The sequence below is a fragment of the Ruminiclostridium josui JCM 17888 genome, from assembly GCF_000526495.1.
Lineage (GTDB): Bacteria > Bacillota > Clostridia > Acetivibrionales > DSM-1351 > Ruminiclostridium > Ruminiclostridium josui.
In genome coordinates, this window is record NZ_JAGE01000001.1 from 1,702,501 (window position 1) to 1,720,842 (window position 18,342).

The window sequence follows — 18,342 nt, forward strand, 5'->3', positions numbered from 1 at the left end:
CATGCAAAATGCGGTGTTATTATGCAGTTTTTTGCACCAAGCAAAGGGTTATCTCCTGTTATTGGCTCAACAGACACCACATCTGTTCCTAAGCCCGCGAGTTTTCCTGTTTTAAGAGCGTCTGCCACATCGTTTTCGTCAATAACTGGTCCTCTTGATGTATTTATAAGAAAAGCCCCATTCTTCATTTTAGATATTGTAACCTTGTTTATTAGTCCTTTTGTATGCTCTGTCAGAGGACAGTGTACTGTTATAAAATCTGACTCGGCAAGTACCTTCTCCAATTTAGCATATTTTATATTATCCGTTTCAAGGTTAGGTTTTGATGTTCTGCTGTAAAACAATACTTTCATACCGAATATCTCTGCTATTTTGGCTACTCTTTGTCCTATGGCGCCAAACCCGATTATACCTAAAGTTTTATTTTTTATTTCAATAAGAGGATAGTCCCAAAATGAAAAATCAATGTTCTTTGTCCACTTTCCTGCATGGACAGCTCTATTATGTTCACCAACGTGGTGACAGAACTCTAGTATAAACGCAAATACCATTTGAGCTACTGAATCCGTACTGTATGCAGGTACATTTGTCACAATTATTCCGAGTTCCTTTGCACATTGAATATCAACTACGTTATATCCTGTCGCCATTACGCCAATATATTTAACTGATGGGGTTTTTTCTAATATTTCTTTTGTAAGAATTACTTTGTTTGTAAGAACTATTTCTGCATTATCAATTCTTTCAATTATCTTGTCAGCCGGAGTTCTGTCGTATACTATCAATTCGCCGAGTTGTCCCATTGCATCCCAGGACATATCTCCTGGATTCAGTGTATATCCGTCTAATACAACTATTTTCATGATTACCTCCAGTTAATGAGCTTATTTAGTATTAACCCCTGTTCAAAGGGAATTTATTCTAGCTATCATAATTTATTATACAATTATAATTCATATAAATTCCCTGTTCCAGAGCATTTCTCAAATAAAAATAAAGAAGCTGCCTATCTATTGATGGGCAACTCCTCTATTGTTATTGTATAGGTACGTATTTAATTTTTGGTTAACCGTTTCGCAATTTTTTCACCTGATACTTGGATTATCTGGACAACAATTATTAATAAAATAACTGTTATAAACATTACATCCATCTGGTATCTATAGTAACCGAATCTGACTGCCAAATCGCCAATACCGCCTCCGCCGACAGTCCCTGCCATTGCCGAATATCCTATAATACTTATTATAGTTACTGTTAAAGCCCTTATTAAGGAAGGCAAAGCCTCCACCAGCAATACACCCGATACGATATGCTTTATTCCGCCTCCCATAGCTAAAGCTGCCTCTATCAAACCTTTATCAACCTCTTCAAAGGAAACTTCTGCAAGCCTTGCAAAAAATGCTATTGATGCAGCTGTCAATGGTACCGATGCCGCTTTTGGCCCTATAGTAGAGCCTACTAGCTTCAGTGTTACGGGAACTAAAAGTACCAGAAGAATAACAAACGGTATGGATCTTATGATGTTTATGATAAAACCTGCAATAATATTAATTGTCCTGTTTTTATAAAGCAAGCTGTTGGAGGTTATGTAAAGAATAAGTCCTAATAGTAGCCCTGCCACACAGCCAATAACTGTTGCAATAGACACCATCAATAAGGTTTCTTTTGCCGCTTTTCCCAGTTGGGATAAAAACTCTAAGCTATATTCCATGCAGATTCTCCTTTCTTCCCATTGTAGTATGTAGTTATTTCTTCCACGTTGTCAGAAATAAACTGCTTTGCTCTCTCACATTCCTCCTGAGGCCCTTCAAGTGTCACGAAAAGTATACCTATTGGCTTCCCCTTAATATATTCTATTTTTCCGTGAAGTATATTGAGTATAATATCAAACTTTTTGTTTGCTAAAGATATAATGGGTTCTACGCTCTTATCTCCCTTGTATACAAGCTTTAGTATTTCACTCTCAAGAGATTCAACAATTTCTAAAGGCAGCTTTATATTATCCTTTATAAGACTTTGTGTTATCTCATTTGATGGTGAAGCAAATATCTGATATGTATCGTTTTCTTCTATAATGACCCCCTGACTCATAACAGCTATTCTGTCAAATAGTGTTTTAGCTATCTCTAACTGATGTGTTATAAATACTATGGTTATTTCAAGTTCTCTGTTGATTTTCCTGAGAAGTTGTAAAATTTCCTCTGTTGTTTGAACATCCAAAGCCGAAGTAGCCTCATCGCACAGCAATACCTTTGGATTTGCTGCTAATGCTCTTGCTATTGCAACTCTTTGCTTTTGTCCTCCGCTCAGGTTGGCCGGATATACCTTTTCCTTATCAGATAGCCCAACTATTTCAAGGAGTTCCTTTACTCTTTTACTTCTATCCTGTTTGGGGTAATTCTGAATTTTTAATGCAAATTCAATATTCTGACCTACTGTTTTTCTTGAGATAAGGTTAAAGTGTTGAAAAATCATTCCTATTTTTCTTCTAATATTTCGCAGGTTTTTGCCTTTTGCATTTGTTATATCTTCTCCATCCACAAATACCCTGCCTTGGGTGGGCTTTTGCAAACCGTTGAGAGTTCTTATAAGACTGCTTTTGCCCGCCCCGCTGGTGCCTACTATTCCGAATATCTCCCCTTTACGGATATGCAGTGAAACGTCTTTTACTGCTACAACATCTTTTTCTTTTTTCTGTTTGAATTCTACACTTACGTTTTCAAGTCTTATCATATGACCTCTCCCCTCTTTAACCACGATAGCTTTTACTGATGAAACGGTAAGTTCCTATTTGCTGAACCATTCGGGGAAATCAAAATCCTTGAATATATTTTTATCGTCTTCTATTACGTTTCTAAATGCCTGTGATTTAACTATTTCTTCTATGTCCTTTACAAACTTGGTTTCTTTATCTTGTGTCCTTACAGCTATAACATTTTTATAAGGTTCATCTAACTTTTCCTTGGCAACAGCTTCTGAAAGTTTCAATCCGGCTGATATAGCAAAATTACCGTTTACTATTGCTATGTCTGCACTGTCCAGAGTTCTTGGAAGCTGTGCAGCTTCTGCCGGTGTAAAAACAAGTTTTTTAGGATTTTCGGCTATGTCATTTTCAGATGCCTTTGTTAAATCTATGTCAGGCTTTAAGGTTATAAGATTTACCTGTACAAGAAATCTTAGGGCTCTTGCCAGATTGGGAACATCATTTGGCAATGTAACTGTTGCTCCATCAGGTAATTCTTCAAGTTTTTTAATTTTTTTAGAAAATATCCCCATGCTAGCAGTTGGTATACTGATTACTGGGCTAAGTTCAAGTTTGTGTTCTTTTGCAAAGTTCTCCAAATATACTGTATGCTGAAACAGATTAACGTTTACTTCTCCATTTCCAAGGGCAATGTTTGGTTGAACATAATCACTGAATTCCATAAGTTCAACATCATAGCCCTTTTTTTCAAGTTCAGGTTGTATAGCCAATTTAACCATATCTCCATATGGTCCCGGTGCTACCCCGAACACTATTTTCTTTTCACCGTCTTTACCTGCTGTCGACTGCTGCGATGATGATACGTTTGAATTTTGAGAAGAATTTGTACTGCCGCACGCTGCTACACCCAATCCCAATGCTAAAGTTAAAATACCTGCAATACTTGCTTTTATTATCTTTCTCATTTTAACACCCCTTTTTTCTAAAAAGTTATATGTATCGTTCCTTTATAAATTTAATATGCTTATCTCTTTGCCTTTCAATTTTTTCAATATCTTTATCTGTCAAATGTTTGAAACGTCCTTGCCTTTTAAGATGTGCTCTAACGCTTGTGAACTCCTTCACATCTTTGTTAAGTTTGTACTTTCCGTCCTCATATTCTGCCAGATACCAAAGTCCGCATTCTATTGCTTCTCTTGCAATGTCTATGGTTTCACTGCTGTCTATCCCCCATCCTGTAGGACATGGTGCTGCAATGTGTATATATGATGTGCCATTGGTGTTTTTTGCTTTCTCCACCTTTCGGATATAATCTGGGATATTACCTATACTTGCTGTTGCAGCATATTTTATGTGGTGTGCCGCAACTATTTCAAACATATCTTTCTTGTTGTTTCTACTTCCATGTATGTGTTCACCGGGAGGAGTTGTTGTTGTTCTTGCACCATATGGTGTCAGGCTGCTTTGCTGAACTCCCGTGTTCATATAGGCTTCATTATCATAGCAAATATAGATAATTTTATCGCCTCGGTCTATTGCTCCTGATAATGCCTGAAGCCCGATATCTGCAGTACCTCCATCCCCTGCAAAGCCTACAACGTTACAATTCTCAATATTTAGTGAGTTAGCCGCCGCCCTGATTCCTGACAGCATGGCTGCTGTACTGGCAAAAGGTGATATCAATGCATTTACTCCAAAACAAAGCTGTGGGTATACAAATCCAACTGCAGACATACAACCGGCGGGGAGAACTACGAAAGTATTCTTGCCAAGCACCTTCAGCGCTAGCCTTACTGCAAGGCTTCCACCACAGCCGCCACAGCCTTTATGCCCATAAAAGTATTCTTTTTTATCCAATTTATTTAGCACCTCTACACCTCCAGTCCAATAAAATTGACTGTACTTGTGTCTTTGTCAATATTTTTTAGTCGCCTGAATATTTTTTTAATATCTTGCTGGCTTATATTCTTCCCACCCAGACCGCCTATAAAGTTAAATATTTTTTTATTTGTATTCTTGAGGGCATCAGCGACATTTGTATAGACTGTTCCGTGATATCCGAAGGATATGTCTTTTTCCAGAACACCTATGACAGCTGCATTACTGCAAAGCTCAAGTATTTCTTTTTCAGGGAAGGGTCTCATAAATCTAATTTTAACAACCCCTACCTTTTCACCTTGCAATCTCAGGACATCTACTACGTCTTTCACCTGCCCTGTAATGCTTCCCAGCGTTACAAGTAAGGTATCCGCGTCCTCTGTTCTATAGCCTATGGCCAAACCCCCGTAACTTCTGCCTGTTATTTCTCCATATTGCTTGTCTAATTTTTCAATTATTTTACGTGAGTTTTCTATTGCTTGGTGTTGTTGAACTTTAAATCGTATATTATCCGCCGGACTTGATGAGAAAAATAAATTTTTGGGATTTTCTAAATCCATTTTTCCCTTAAGTTCAAAGCTCGGAAGAAATTTGTCTACCTGCTCTTCCTCGGGTACCTCTATTGCTTCATATGTATGAGTCAACACAAAACCGTCCAAGTTTACCATAACAGGAGTCAATACCTCTTTGTGTTCAGCCAAAGCGTATGACTGTATTATCATGTCAAGACTTTCCTGTGCATCTTCCACATAAACTTGTATCCACCCGCTGTCCAGCATTGCCAAAGAATCTCTCTGGTCTCCGAATATGCTCCAGGGAAGGGCCAGGGATCTATTGGCATTCATCATTACCAAGGGTACTCTCCCCCCGCTGGCGTAATGCATTACTTCTGCCATGTATAAAAGTCCCTGGGAGGATGTGGCTGTAAAAGTTCTGGCTCCAAGTACACTTGCGCCCATTACTGCTGATAATGCCGAGTGCTCCGACTCAACGTACATGTATTCCGCATTTAATTCCTGCCTTTCAACCATTTCAGCCAACCTTTCCACTACTATGGTTTGTGGTGTGATTGGATATGCGGCAATTACATTTGGCTTTGCAAGTTTTACACCGATGGCTACTGCTTCATTTCCTGATACAAATACCTTGTTACTCATTTGCCGCATCCTCCTTTTGCATTGTTATTGCATTCCTTCTACATTCTTTGGCACAAATACCGCATCCCTTGCAAAAGCTATAGTCTATGTCCATTTTGTTTTCTTCACTGAAAATTACTCCCTCGGGACATACAAGGTAACATAACCCGCAATTATTGCAAATAGTATTGTTTATAACAGGTCTTGCGTTTCTCCAGCCTTCCAGGGTTTCTGTGAGATGCATTGCAGGCCCGTAGGTACCCTCGGTTATTTCACCGGAAAAGTCTGTTTTCACAGTTGGTCTGCTCATAATCTCACTCCCTTTGTATATGTGAATATATATTCTACAAGTTTTTGATTCTTTGATGCTATCCTCTCCGGCATATCATATTGGATTGCCGCTAATAGGCTGTCTTTTGACACTAGCTGAGTATTCGCTACAAGTACTGTAAGCATAGCAGTATTAGTTATTGGTACACCGAGATATTCCTGTGCAACTTTAGTAGCATCAAAACTTATAATTTCAGAGTTGCTCTTTTCTTTGGAGGTATTGAGAATTAATTTTCCACCGGGTTTTAATTTATTATGTAAACTTTCATGATAAAGACTTTCATCCAATATAACGATGTAATCGCTGAACTCACATTGGCTTCTGTTTCTAATAGGTACTTTATCTATTTTGGTATATGCAAATACCGGCGCACCACGCCTTTCGGGCCCGAAACTAGGAAAACTCAGTGCATACTTATTTTCATATAGACTTGCTGCTGCTCCAAGTATTCTAGATGTAGTAAATGCACCCTGTCCGCCCCTACCTAAAAATGTTATTTCTATCATAAATACATCTCCTTTTGGTTTGCCAACCAAGGTTAAAAGAATTTGCGGATGGTTTGCAGACGTTCCAGAGCCTTTTCCAGAGTTTCCTTTTTCTTTGCAAAGTGGAATCTTACATAGTTGTTTACATCCTCTTTAAAAAAACTTGATCCCGGAACGGCCGCAACACCTACGTTTTTTGCAAGTCTTTCTGCAAACTCCCCGTCAGTTTTTATGCCGAACTCACTTATGTCTACCATTACATAATAAGCCCCATCTGGCTTATGGTATTTAAGGCCTATTGAGTCCAGTCCCTTAAGAAAAAGCTCTCTTTTTTCTGCATACAGTCCTGCAAGTTCCCTGTAATAGTCATCGCCAAAAGCCAATCCTGCCAGTGCCGCCTTCTGCAAGGGAGCTGCAGCACCAACTGTCAGAAAATCGTGAACCTTCTTGCAATTGTCTATTACATTTTTCGGTCCTATTACATACCCCAGTCTCCATCCGGTTATTGAATATGTTTTTGACAAAGAACTGCAGGAGATGGTTCTTTCGAACATACCAGGCAATGACGCAAAATATATATGTTTGCTTGGTTCATATACTATATGCTCGTAAACTTCATCAGTTATTACAAAAGCATCATATTTTGTAACCAATTCTGAAATAAATATTAGTTCTTCCTTTGTAAATACTTTTCCAATAGGATTTGAAGGGTTACACAGTATTAAAGCTTTTGCCCCCTCCTTGAATGCATTTTCCAGCTCTTCCTTATTAAATGTAAATTCCGGTGGATTCAGTGGAACATATATAGGTTTGGCGCCGCAAAGAATCGTATCTGCTGCGTAGTTTTCATAAAATGGTGAAAATATAGCTACTTTTTCACCTGACTCACAAACTGACATCATTGCAGTCATCATGGCTTCTGTGCTTCCGCATGTTACCACTATGTTCTCGTCAGGGTTGAGTTTTATACCCATAAAATGTTCCTGTTTTTTTGCAACCGCTTCTCTAAAAAGAGGTGAGCCCCATGTTATTTCATACTGATGAGGGCCTTCTTCTGCTGCTTTTTTTAGGGCTTCAATTAATTGCTCCGGAGGGTCAAAATCCGGGAAGCCCTGTGAAAGATTTATTGCACCATATTGGTTAGCTATTCTTGTCATTTTCCTAATGATTGACTCTGAAAACCAGTCCAATCTTGTACTTAGTTTTGGCATTATTCCCTCCACAATACACTATTCTAGGATTTGCTTTCTGATTTATTTTTCTGTTCTTATGTCTATAAGTCTTTTTGCCTTATGAGTTGCTCTTGGAAGTGCTCCTTCCGGATGTAAAATAACATCCTTCGGCTTTACTCCCAGATGGGTTTTAAGCTCATGGGTGATTATTTCTTTAAGCTCATCGTCCGCGATGTTTGAGCCTAATCTTTTTTCAACCTCTACACTAAATTTTGTAATGTGATTGTCTGTGAGTACTGTAACCCTGTACTCCCCTGTTAGATCCTTAATATTTCTTACGGTGTATTCTATATCGCTTGGGAATACATTCACACCGCCGCAAATAAACATATCATCAACCCTACCAACTACATTTATTCTCTTATGGGTACGTCCGCATTTGCATTTCTTATTGGTATATGTAACAATGTCTCCCGTTCTAAAACGAATCATAGGCCTAGCTTCTTTTCTTAGTGTTGTAAGAAGCATTTCTCCTCTTTCACCTTCTGCTACAGGTTCCCCCGTGTGCTCATCAACTACCTCCACCAGCAGATGGTCTTCTGCAATATGAAGTCCTTCATGATACTCACATGCAGCAGCACATGCCCCGAATATATCCGAGATTCCATAAAAATCATATACATCTGCTCCCCATAAGTCCTCAATTGCTTTTCTGGTTGTCGGGATTGAACCACCCGGTTCTCCTGCAACTATTATTGTTCTGATGGATAAGTCTTTTTTTATGTCTATGCCCTTTTCTCTTGCAGTTTCCCCCAGATACCATGCATAAGACGGTGTTGTCCAGATTATGTTTGGTTGGTATTCCTGCAATATGAACAGTAGCCTGTCAGTAGGAATAGTCCCTGCCCATATACACAGTGCTCCAAGGTTTTGTGCCCCTATTACATCGGGCCCTCCCACAAAAAGTGAAAAATTAAGTGCATGTATGTATCTGTCTTTTGGTCTCATTCCTGCTTGCCAAAACAATCTGCTCTCAACATCTTGAAATTCATCAAAATCTACTTTGCTAAAAGGGCTGGCAGTGGGCTTTCCTGTAGAGCCGCTGGAAGACGATATAAATACCACTTTTTCTTCATCCACCGTTATCAAGTCACCTAATATTGGCTTCTCATTCTGTCTCTCTCTAATTGTATACTTTGTCAATATGGGGAACTTTCGTATATCGTCTAGAGTTTTTATACTATCCGGTGTAACTCCTGCTTTTTCAAAACTTTCTCTATAATATGGTGATTTTTCATATGCCAGCTTTATCTGAGACTTTACACGCTCCAACTGGTAATCCTCCAGCTTTTCTCTGTCTATAGTTTCAATTTCTTCTGACCAATATTTTTTTTCCATTTTTTAAACCTCCGATTTTGGCAACAGTTCTCGGTACCTTAAAAACTACACGCCTCTATTTACAATAATTTCATTAATTTATCACTCTGTTGTCTAATTCATAGTAATATTATATGTTTGCTATTATATAATCTGAATTATTTTGTGTCAATAGAATATTTCAAAATTAATATTTTTATATTAATAGTTATTTTAAATATAATTCTGTATAGTTATGCTATATGGAAATTATATTTTAAGCTCGAATCATTATTGAATTGAAGTAATTGACAAAAAAATAACTTTAAACAAAGTTTAAAGTTATTTTTTTGATTGCTATTCAACTGTTATTATTTAAATTTGGGAAACCAACTTCCATGTGCCTCTATTAGCTCATCAACCATTTTAACTATATTATCAAGAGTCATTTCAGCTCCCGTGTGTGGATCCAACATAGCTGCATGATAGATATGCTCTTTCTTTCTTGTAACTGCGGCTTCAATAGTTATAAGCTGGACATTAATATTGGTCATATTCATGGCAGCCAATTGTACCGGCAGCCGTCCTACCCGGCACGGATTAACACCCATGCCATCAACCATACAAGGCACTTCAACACATGCTTCGTAGGGAAGGTTTTCAATCAGCCCTCCTTTATTAATAACATTTCCACCGATTTTAAAAGGTTTATTTGTGACTATTGCCTCCATAATGTAGGATGCATATTCCCTTGATCTAATATGGTTTAGAGCCTGATTACTCATTAACTCATCCCTGCGTTTATTCCACTCTTCTATCTGATAGACACATCTTCTGGGGTATTCATCGAGAGGTATATTATATTTATCTATAAGTTCAGGATATGAAGATTTAATAAAGTAGGGATTGTACTCCGCATTGTGTTCACTTGACTCAGTGCAATAATATCCTAACTTGTCTATATACTCATATCTTACCATGTCATGATGCTTCTGGTTTTGATTTTTCTCTTTTGCACGTCTTCTAATCTCAGGGTAAAGGTCGTTTCCGTTTTTGTCATATATTTCCAGCAACCATCCCATGTGATTTATACCCGCTATCAGTTCCTTTCTTCCTTCCAATCGGTCTTCCATGCCCAAGGATTTTAGCAAATCCTCAGAACAAATTTGAACACTGTGGCATAATCCTACCGTTTTTACTCCGGTGTATCTTTGCATATATCCAGACAACATAGCCATTGGATTTGTATAATTCAGAAACCACGCGTTGGGACAAACTTCTTCCATATCCCTTGCAAAGTCTTCCATAACCGGTATTGTCCTAAGTGTACGCATTATTCCGCCGATTCCCAGTGTATCCGCAATTGTTTGCCTTAATCCATACTTTTTGGGAATTTCAAAATCAATGATTGTACATGGATCATATCCCCCAACTTGTATTGCATTTATAACGAAGTCTGCATCCCGAAGGGCCTCCTTTCTGTTTTCCACTCCTAAATAGGTTTTTATTTTGGCCCTTCCTTTGTTTACATTCCTATTTATCGCCTCCAGCATAATTTGAGACTCTTTGAGTCTATCACCTGCAATGTCATACAGTCGTATTTCACCATCTGCCAGAGCCTCCGTACACATACTGTCACCCAGTACATTTTTTGCAAATACAGTACTTCCTGCTCCCATAAATGTTATTTTGACCATTATTGAATCCCTCCATGCTTTTTAACTCTATCTATAGCATACCAGAAATACATAATCCGAAAATTGAATAATGTAACTTATATTTGTTATAATGTAACCATTGCACTACTGAATATATAAAAATTTCAGTATTTGAAAGTTATTTAATACACTAAGGGAGCGTTTTAAATGCACAATATTCCTCTACTGAATAAAGGTTTCAATGATATCAATCCTTTGATATGTGGGTGGGAATCATGTAATAAGGGACATTTTTTCGGCCCTGCTTCGCGTGAATATTATCTAATTCACTATATCGTTTCAGGAAGTGGTATTTTTGAGAGAGCCGGGAAACATTACTATTTATCCAAGGATTGTCTGTTTTTGATACGGCCCTACGAATTGACTTTTTATAAGGCCGATAATGAAAATCCGTGGGAATATATATGGATTGGGTTTAACGGAAGTTTAGCTCCTGATTTACTGAAAAACAGTGGGTTTTCTGATGATATTTGCACAATGTATATACCTTCTCTCAGAAACACATTTTTAAGCATGAAGGATGCTGAGAACATGCAGCACTCTTCAGAATTATATTTGTGCGGTAAAATCTTTGAGATGTTTTCATATTTAACGGAAGAATTCAGTCCCACCCCCAGAGGATCTGCACCAAATGTTTACTGTAAACGTGCAAAGGATTATATTATGGCCAATTACGCAAGCCATATATCTGTAGAAAGTATAGCAAATATGCTTGGTATTGATAGAAGATATCTTTGTAGGATTTTTCGTAAACACACCAGGAATACGCCACAGGACTTTATTGTCAATTACAGGCTTGAGAAAGCGGCACTTCTTCTATCCAAACATGGGTATTCAGTAGCAGAGGCAGGAAGAAGTGCCGGTTATGACGATATTTACAATTTCTCTAAAATGTTCAAGAAAAAATATGGAATCCCCCCGTCACTTTACAGAAGTAACTTGTAAGCAATTTTGCTGGCTTTTTTTTAATTTGATTTTGTTGGTGACATGACAAAATTATAGGTCTATAATAATAGTTTAAATACTTTTTATACGAGGTCATATTCATGAAAAAGTTTAGGCTAAATAAAGAAATTGACAAAGAAATTATCGGTCTTGCCTGGCCTTCTATAACTGAGCAAATTCTGGAAATGCTAGTAGGTATTATTTCTACTGTATTCATGAGCTGGATTGGTACTCAAGCCCTGGCAGGGGTCGGTATGGTCAACATGCTCATCAACTTCCTGCAGACTGTCTTTTCAGGCTTATCAATAGGTACCACAGTCGTTATAGCAAGGGTAACCGGGGAAGGAAATCACGCAGAGGCCAAAAGGACTTTGGTTCAGTCCGGATACATGGCTCTCGTTGTAGGAATATTTCTAATGGTAACAGGAAAAATCTTTTCTAATCCTATTCTCAATTTATTTCTAGGTAAAGCAGAGATACAGGTTTTTAACCATGGACTAACTTATTTTAATATTATTTTATTTAGTCTTCCATTTTTTGTTCTTGACATTATTGTATCAGGAGCAATGAGAGGTGCCGGGGATACAAAGACTCCTATGTATATTACAGGAGGAGTAAACATAATAAATATAATACTTAATACTATTTTGATTTTTGGTGTACCGTTTCTTAATATACCAGGTATGGGTGTGGCTGGGTCTGCCATTGCCGTAACTGCTTCCAGAATCATCGGTGTAACTGCAAGGGTCCTCGTCCTTTACAATCGAAAGGGACTCAAACTTAATCTAAGTCTAAAAGATGACTACAGCATAAAACCGCAGTTAATGAAAAGAATTGTAAATATTGGTGTCCCGGGATTTATTGAGCAGGCAGTAATGCAAGGCGGTTTCCTAGTTCTTCAGCTTATTATTGTAACCATGGGTACAGTTGCCATGGCGGCCTACCAAATCGGAATCAACATCAATGCCATTGCATTTTTCCCCATATTCGGGTTTGCCATAGCAAATACAACCCTTGTTGGGCAGAGCCTTGGTGAAAAGAACTATGACAAAGCAAATAATTATTCCTATGAGAGCTTAAAAATCACCATTCTCTTTGGCTTTGTTCTTGGTATTCTTATGTTTGTATTTGCTCCTCTATTGGCCCGAATATATTCCGATGAGCCAGAAGTAATAAAGGAATCTGTTATGATTGTAAGGACTTTTGGTGTTCTGGAACCTCTCCTTGCCGTTCTCAATATTTGTTCGGCAACGCTGAAAGCTGCCGGTGATATTAATTATGTTATGATTACATCTTTTGTAGGTTTATGGGTTCTAAGAGTATTGCCTTCATACACCCTGGACAGGGTTCTTGGTTTAGGGCTTATCGCTGTTATGATTGGTATCTTTTTGGATTTCTGTACACGTTCTGTTATGTACCTTTTGCGAATGAATAAAGGCGATTGGAAATATTTAAAAGTATAACTCATAAAAAAACCCCCTACGTATGGATTTCTTCATGCGTAGGGATTTTAGAAGGAAATATATCTATTTTTAGTTGGTTTTCAGATATGGTTTTTACAGGTTCTAATCCAAAAATATTTAACCTGTCTAAAATAGACCTACTGCTTTCTATTTGGTTCTTTATAAGCAATTAGGAATTATTATATTTTTATAACCATATTGAATGTGAGGAATATATAATACGAAAGGTAATTTCAAAACTTACTGATAAGTGTTACGAAAAATTTCAATAAATAATATAGAAAATTAGTAATCTATGTAACAATATATATTTTATACCATTTAATGTAATTGTGCAAGACTTTTTCTCTGTCTTTTATAATACACTTTTAGTAATTGTAATTAATTACCATTTCAGCTTAAAATTGTTACTCTGTGAGTTAAAGAACCTCTTGAACAATAGCGTTCAAGAGGTTCTTTCTTATAAGTTTAAAGCTTATGCTTCGAGAATATATTGATTTAATAAAGCTTCCAACATTTCCTGACGTCCGGACTTGTTCTGAATCTTTACGTTGAGTGCGTGTTGCTCTAATTCTTTAAAGCCAACTTTTCCTTCAACGATATCTTTTCCGATACCTGTTGTGTAGCTTGAATATCTGTCTGCAACAAATGCATCAAACTTACCGTCTTCTATGATCTTGTTAGCTATGATCAGACCTTTTGCAAAAGTATCCATACCTGCAATATGTCCGTAGAACAAGTCAACGGGTTCAAACGATCCTCTTCTAACTTTTGAGTCAAAGTTCAGACCACCCTTTTTCAATCCGCCGGCTTTTAATACTTCCACCATTGCAAGAGTTGCATCATACAGGTTTGTTGGGAATTGGTCTGTATCCCATCCGAGCATTACGTCACCTTGGTTAGCATCGATACTTCCAAGCATATTGTTGATTCTACACATAGCAAGCTCATGCTGGAATGTATGTCCTGCTAAAGTAGCATGGTTAGCTTCAATGTTCATCTTGAAGTATGGGTCTAATCCGTATGTCTTCAAGAAACCGATAACTGTAGCTGTATCAAAGTCATATTGATGCTTAGTTGGTTCCTTTGGCTTTGGCTCGATTAAGAACTGTCCATCAAAACCAATTTCCTTAGCATAGTCAACAGCCATTTTTAAGAATCTTGCCAAATTGTCAAGTTCCAACTTCATATCTGTATTCAATAGAGTTTCGTAACCTTCTCTACCACCCCAGAATACGTAGTTTTCTCCGCCTAATTCTTTTGTAATTTCCATTGCCTTCTTTACCTGAGCTGCTGCATATGCAAATATGTCAGCATTTGGTGAAGTTGAAGCACCATGCATAAATCTAGGATTTCCGAAAGCATTTGTAGTTCCCCATAATAATTTTACTGGGCTTGATTTCATTCTATCTTTTATTACTGAAACTATTACATCAAGATTTTTGTTAGTTTCAGCGAGTGTGTCACCTTCTGGAGCGATATCTCTGTCATGGAAAGCGAAGAAAGGAGCTCCAAGCTTTTCAATGAATTCAAAGTTTGCTTCAACTTTGTATTTTGCAATTTCCAGTGGATCAGACATTGTGTTCCAAGGTCTTACATATGATCCTGCACCGAACATGTCCGCACCCGGTGCTGCAAAAGTGTGCCAATACGCTACTGCAAATCTCAGATGTTCTTCCATTGTCTTTCCGCCAATAACTGCTTTAGGATCGTAATACTTAAATGCTAATGGATTATCCGATCCGCTTCCTTCAAACTTGATTTTTGAAATACCGCTAAATACTTCTGACATATTAAATCCCTCCGTTTGATTATTTTTTTGTTTCCTAACACTTTCAAATATATTAAACCTATAGCCTGTAGCCAAAGAGCTTTTTTAATGGAATTATAGCTGCACCCAAAGCCGATGAATCCTCTCCGATTTTTGATGCTACTATTTCTACTCTGGAGGCCGGATACTTGAGTGCCTTAGCTGATGCAATACTTTTTATATGCTCCATGATATCTTCTGAAAATTTGGCCAATTCTTTTCCAAGAACTATTTTAGAAGGATTTACAGTATTTATAAGGTTTGCTATTGCAAGTCCCAAATATCCCGCTGACTCTACCAGAATTATTCTGGCTGACTCGTTTCCTTCACCTGCCAGTCTAAAAATATCATCCACAGTTATTGCTTCAATGTTATCAAAATCTGTTATCAAACCTTGCCTTACCAATTTTTGTGCCTTTTCTACCATAGTTCTTGCCGAAACTAATGCTTCAAGGCAACCATAGTTTCCGCAGGCACATCTTGGCCCGTTCTGGTCAACTGTTATATGACCTATTTCACCTGCACTTCCACAACATCCCCTATACAGATTTCCGGCTGCAAATATACTGGAGCCAATTCCTGACTTCATATTTATGCATACAAAATCGCCTTCATCTATACAGCATCCTATCCAATTTTCACATATTGCAGAACACATTGCTTCATTGTCAACATATATAGGAAAGTCACCTATTCTATCCATCATGTGTTCCAAATCTACCCGCTCCCAACCAAGATTTGGGGCAAATATTATCTCATGTGTAAAATTGTCAACCATACCCGGAACGGATACTCCCACTCCCAGTAATCTTTCATGTTCAATGTTGTGGTTATTAATAATTTCAGATATCTTTTCATCTATAAGCTGTATTGACTCTGAGGGAGCATGGGCAAAATCACAAGAGATCTTATCTCTGAATTCAACCTGCCCGGTGATATCCATTAAAATAAAACGAATATAATCAATGTCAATGTCCACACCTATGGAAAAATAGCTTCCCGGGGTTAATTCATACAGTATTGGCCTCCTGCCGCCCTTGGATGTTCCTATTCCTGCTTCACGAATGTACCCTTTGTCAAGCAGATTTGTAACTATTGTCCCACATGCAGTAGGTGAAAGTCCGGTTATTTGTGCAAGCTCAGCTTTTGACACCTGCTTGTTTTTTCTTATCAATTCAAGTAATGATGTCTCATTAATCTCTTTTAATAGCTTATTATTTCCGGCTTTACCCAACCTCATAAATCAACCCCCATATACTGTAACTTATACAGAACTAACTGTATAAATCTTATTTCAATATTGTGCTTAGCTGGGTAAAATCATCTTTTAATGATTTGTAAAGTTTAGTGTATAGTTTATAGAAATCATCATATTGGCTTATTCTTTCTTGTATTGGAGCAAGTGTATCCTTTACCTTTATTACATCTTCACAGGCTTGAGGAACACTGTCATATATACCTGCACCAACTCCTGCAAGAATTGCTACACCTAAAGCTGGTCCTTCATCAGAACGAATACGATTTATATTTGTTCCGAATACATCAGCCTGCATTTGTCTCCAGATTCCGCTTTTTACGCCTCCACCTGAAGCTCTTACCTCTGATACATCTACTCCCATTCCTTTAATGATTTCAAGACAATCCCTCAAGCTGAAGGTTACTCCTTCCATTATTGAACGGATAAAGTGAGGTTTTGTGTGCTTTGCAGTAAGACCGAAGAATACACCTTTTGCGTTTGGATCAAGGTGAGGAGTTCTTTCTCCCATCAAATATGGAAGATAAATAAGTCCTTCACTGCAAGGTTTTATAGTTTCAGCTTCCGCATCAAGGAGCTTATATACATCAATGTCTGATAGTTCAGAAGTCATCATTTCTTCCATGCAGAAGGTATCCCTGAACCATTTCAGTGAAAGTCCCGCACCTTGTGTAACACCCATTACATGGTAGGTATTAGGTACAGCATGGCAGAATGTATGCACTCTTCCAAGAGGGTCTATTGTAAGCTTGTCTGTATAAGCAAAAACAACACCTGATGTTCCGATTGTCGATGATACTATACCTGATTTAACAATACCGTTTCCAACTGCACCTGCAGCCTGGTCGCCAGCACCGCCTACTACAATTGTTCCAGCATTAAGTCCTGTCTGTTCTGCTGCTGATGAAGTAACCTTTCCGGTAACTTCCTGAGATTCGTACATTTTACCAAGCATTGAAGTTGATAATCCCAATTTATCGAGAACTTCTGTACTCCATTCTCTCTTTGCGATATTCATCAACTGCATACCACTGGCATCAGAAACCTCAGTAGCGTATTCTCCTGTTAATCTGAATCTGATATAGTCTTTTGGTAACAATATCTTTGCAACCTTTTCGAATATCTGGGGTTCGTTATTCTTAACCCACATGATTTTTGAAGCAGTAAAACCTGTAAGTGCTGGGTTTGCAGTAATTTCTATCAATCTTTCTTTACCGATGAGGTCAGTAATCTGATCACATTCAGCAGCACTTCTCTGATCGCACCAAATTATTGCATTTCTTAATACTTTGTCATCCTTATCCAGTAAAACGGCTCCATGCATCTGTCCGGACAATCCAACGCCCTTAACCTCTCTTTTATCAACGCCACTTTTTAACATGACATTATTTATACTTTCGCATGTGCCTTTCCACCATTCTTCAGGATCCTGTTCAGCCCAGCCAAGGTCAGGCTGATAAAGAGGATATTCAACTGTAGAGCTTGCAACAGGCTTTCCTGCCTCATCAAATAATACTGTTTTTACACCCGATGTTCCTAGATCAATACCAATAAGAAAAGACAATGTTTAGTCCCCCTCTCCAAAGTATACTTTATAATATTATATTATAAAGTATACCAAGCTATGATAGATTTGTCAAAATATATTTCGGTTTTACAGCTTAGTTTTTGTACAAACTTTACAAAGAATCCTAATCAGATATTCATGTTTATGGTTTGCAAATTTTTTATTTAAATACATAAATCATAACTTTTTTTGTGATAAAAATAAAAAAGAGCAGAACCATTAGTTCCACCCCATAGTAATAATAAAATGTATTTTTGTTTTAAAATAATGTTATTTCGAACTTGTCAAATTTAATTTCCTCACCGAAGTGATCTCCATTAAAACTGGTTTTTCTATATAATCCAAAATCCGTGGTATTCTTTTTAAGCCAAATGGGAACTTCTATATCAAGTTTTTTGCAAACCTGAATAAGGCATTCCTCCAGTTGGTCCCTGAAATCCTCGGATGTTCCCTGTGGTTCAGCCCACGCTTCATTTATAAGTTTTCCTTGCTTAATTATTCTGCCATAGAGCTTCAATT

17 protein-coding genes (1 of these 17 only partly in view) are annotated in these 18,342 nt (G+C 37.7%); 2 read left to right on the forward strand and 15 right to left on the reverse strand.

Annotated elements, in window-relative coordinates:
• From K412_RS0107995 to melA, 11 genes are all read right to left on the reverse strand, one after another.
• On the reverse strand, nt 1–863 hold the 5' portion of the coding sequence (locus tag K412_RS0107995) for a D-2-hydroxyacid dehydrogenase (RefSeq protein WP_024832616.1). Its footprint begins 100 nt before the window's first position; 863 of the gene's 963 nt are visible here — the first part of the coding sequence; the start codon lies at nt 861–863; its stop codon lies beyond the left edge, outside the window.
• 191 nt (nt 864–1,054) lie between these two features.
• Entirely contained in the window at nt 1,055–1,714 is a 660-nt protein-coding gene (locus tag K412_RS0108000; RefSeq protein ID WP_024832617.1) for a methionine ABC transporter permease, read from the reverse strand.
• Nucleotides 1,699–2,736, reverse strand: coding sequence for a methionine ABC transporter ATP-binding protein (locus K412_RS0108005; RefSeq protein ID WP_024832618.1), 1,038 nt, complete (start codon nt 2,734–2,736; stop codon nt 1,699–1,701). Before K412_RS0108005 ends, K412_RS0108000 begins: the two co-directional genes overlap by 16 nt.
• Before the next feature lie 54 nt (nt 2,737–2,790).
• On the reverse strand, nt 2,791–3,672 hold the full coding sequence (locus tag K412_RS0108010; RefSeq protein ID WP_024832619.1) for a MetQ/NlpA family ABC transporter substrate-binding protein: 882 nt from the start codon (nt 3,670–3,672) through the stop codon (nt 2,791–2,793).
• A gap of 25 nt (nt 3,673–3,697) precedes the next feature.
• Nucleotides 3,698–4,576, reverse strand: coding sequence for a thiamine pyrophosphate-dependent enzyme (locus K412_RS0108015; protein ID WP_024832620.1), 879 nt, complete (start codon nt 4,574–4,576; stop codon nt 3,698–3,700).
• 2 nt (nt 4,577–4,578) lie between these two features.
• Nucleotides 4,579–5,742: a transketolase C-terminal domain-containing protein gene (locus tag K412_RS0108020; protein WP_024832621.1), complete on the reverse strand. Its 1,164-nt coding sequence runs from the start codon at nt 5,740–5,742 to the stop codon at nt 4,579–4,581.
• Nucleotides 5,735–6,031: a 4Fe-4S binding protein gene (locus K412_RS0108025; RefSeq protein WP_024832622.1), complete on the reverse strand. Its 297-nt coding sequence runs from the start codon at nt 6,029–6,031 to the stop codon at nt 5,735–5,737. Before K412_RS0108025 ends, K412_RS0108020 begins: the two co-directional genes overlap by 8 nt.
• A complete protein-coding gene (locus tag K412_RS0108030; RefSeq protein ID WP_024832623.1) occupies nt 6,028–6,558 on the reverse strand; it encodes a 2-oxoacid:acceptor oxidoreductase family protein in 531 nt (176 codons plus the stop codon). Before K412_RS0108030 ends, K412_RS0108025 begins: the two co-directional genes overlap by 4 nt.
• A 32-nt stretch (nt 6,559–6,590) precedes the next feature.
• Nucleotides 6,591–7,748 (reverse strand): pyridoxal phosphate-dependent aminotransferase, encoded by a 1,158-nt coding sequence (locus K412_RS0108035; protein ID WP_024832624.1) that lies wholly within the window; start codon nt 7,746–7,748, stop codon nt 6,591–6,593.
• A 42-nt stretch (nt 7,749–7,790) separates the two neighbouring features.
• Entirely contained in the window at nt 7,791–9,107 is a 1,317-nt protein-coding gene (locus tag K412_RS0108040; RefSeq protein ID WP_024832625.1) for a phenylacetate--CoA ligase family protein, read from the reverse strand.
• Nucleotides 9,108–9,436: 329 nt separating this feature from the next.
• Entirely contained in the window at nt 9,437–10,762 is a 1,326-nt protein-coding gene (gene melA / locus K412_RS0108045; RefSeq protein WP_024832626.1) for an alpha-glucosidase/alpha-galactosidase, read from the reverse strand.
• Between the two features lie 168 nt (nt 10,763–10,930).
• On the opposite strand from melA, the gene K412_RS0108050 reads away from it, so the two are divergent.
• A complete protein-coding gene (locus K412_RS0108050) occupies nt 10,931–11,728 on the forward strand; it encodes an AraC family transcriptional regulator (RefSeq protein WP_024832627.1) in 798 nt (265 codons plus the stop codon).
• Between the two features lie 101 nt (nt 11,729–11,829).
• Nucleotides 11,830–13,191: an MATE family efflux transporter gene (locus K412_RS0108055; protein ID WP_024832628.1), complete on the forward strand. Its 1,362-nt coding sequence runs from the start codon at nt 11,830–11,832 to the stop codon at nt 13,189–13,191.
• A gap of 475 nt (nt 13,192–13,666) precedes the next feature.
• Here the strand turns inward: K412_RS0108055 and xylA are convergent, their stop codons facing one another.
• The 4 genes from xylA to K412_RS0108075 form a co-directional block, all read right to left on the reverse strand.
• A complete protein-coding gene (gene xylA / locus K412_RS0108060; protein WP_024832629.1) occupies nt 13,667–14,983 on the reverse strand; it encodes a xylose isomerase in 1,317 nt (438 codons plus the stop codon).
• Between the two features lie 58 nt (nt 14,984–15,041).
• Nucleotides 15,042–16,241 carry an ROK family transcriptional regulator gene (locus K412_RS0108065; protein WP_024832630.1) on the reverse strand — a complete coding sequence of 400 codons (1,200 nt, stop codon included), beginning with the start codon at nt 16,239–16,241 and terminating at the stop codon, nt 15,042–15,044.
• Between the two features lie 49 nt (nt 16,242–16,290).
• Nucleotides 16,291–17,820: a xylulokinase gene (gene xylB, locus K412_RS0108070; RefSeq protein ID WP_024832631.1), complete on the reverse strand. Its 1,530-nt coding sequence runs from the start codon at nt 17,818–17,820 to the stop codon at nt 16,291–16,293.
• Between the two features lie 262 nt (nt 17,821–18,082).
• The gene (locus tag K412_RS0108075) at nt 18,083–18,340 is read right to left on the reverse strand and encodes a hypothetical protein (protein ID WP_024832632.1); all 258 of its coding nucleotides are present in this window, start codon (nt 18,338–18,340) and stop codon (nt 18,083–18,085) included.
• Nucleotides 18,341–18,342 lie beyond the last annotated feature (2 nt).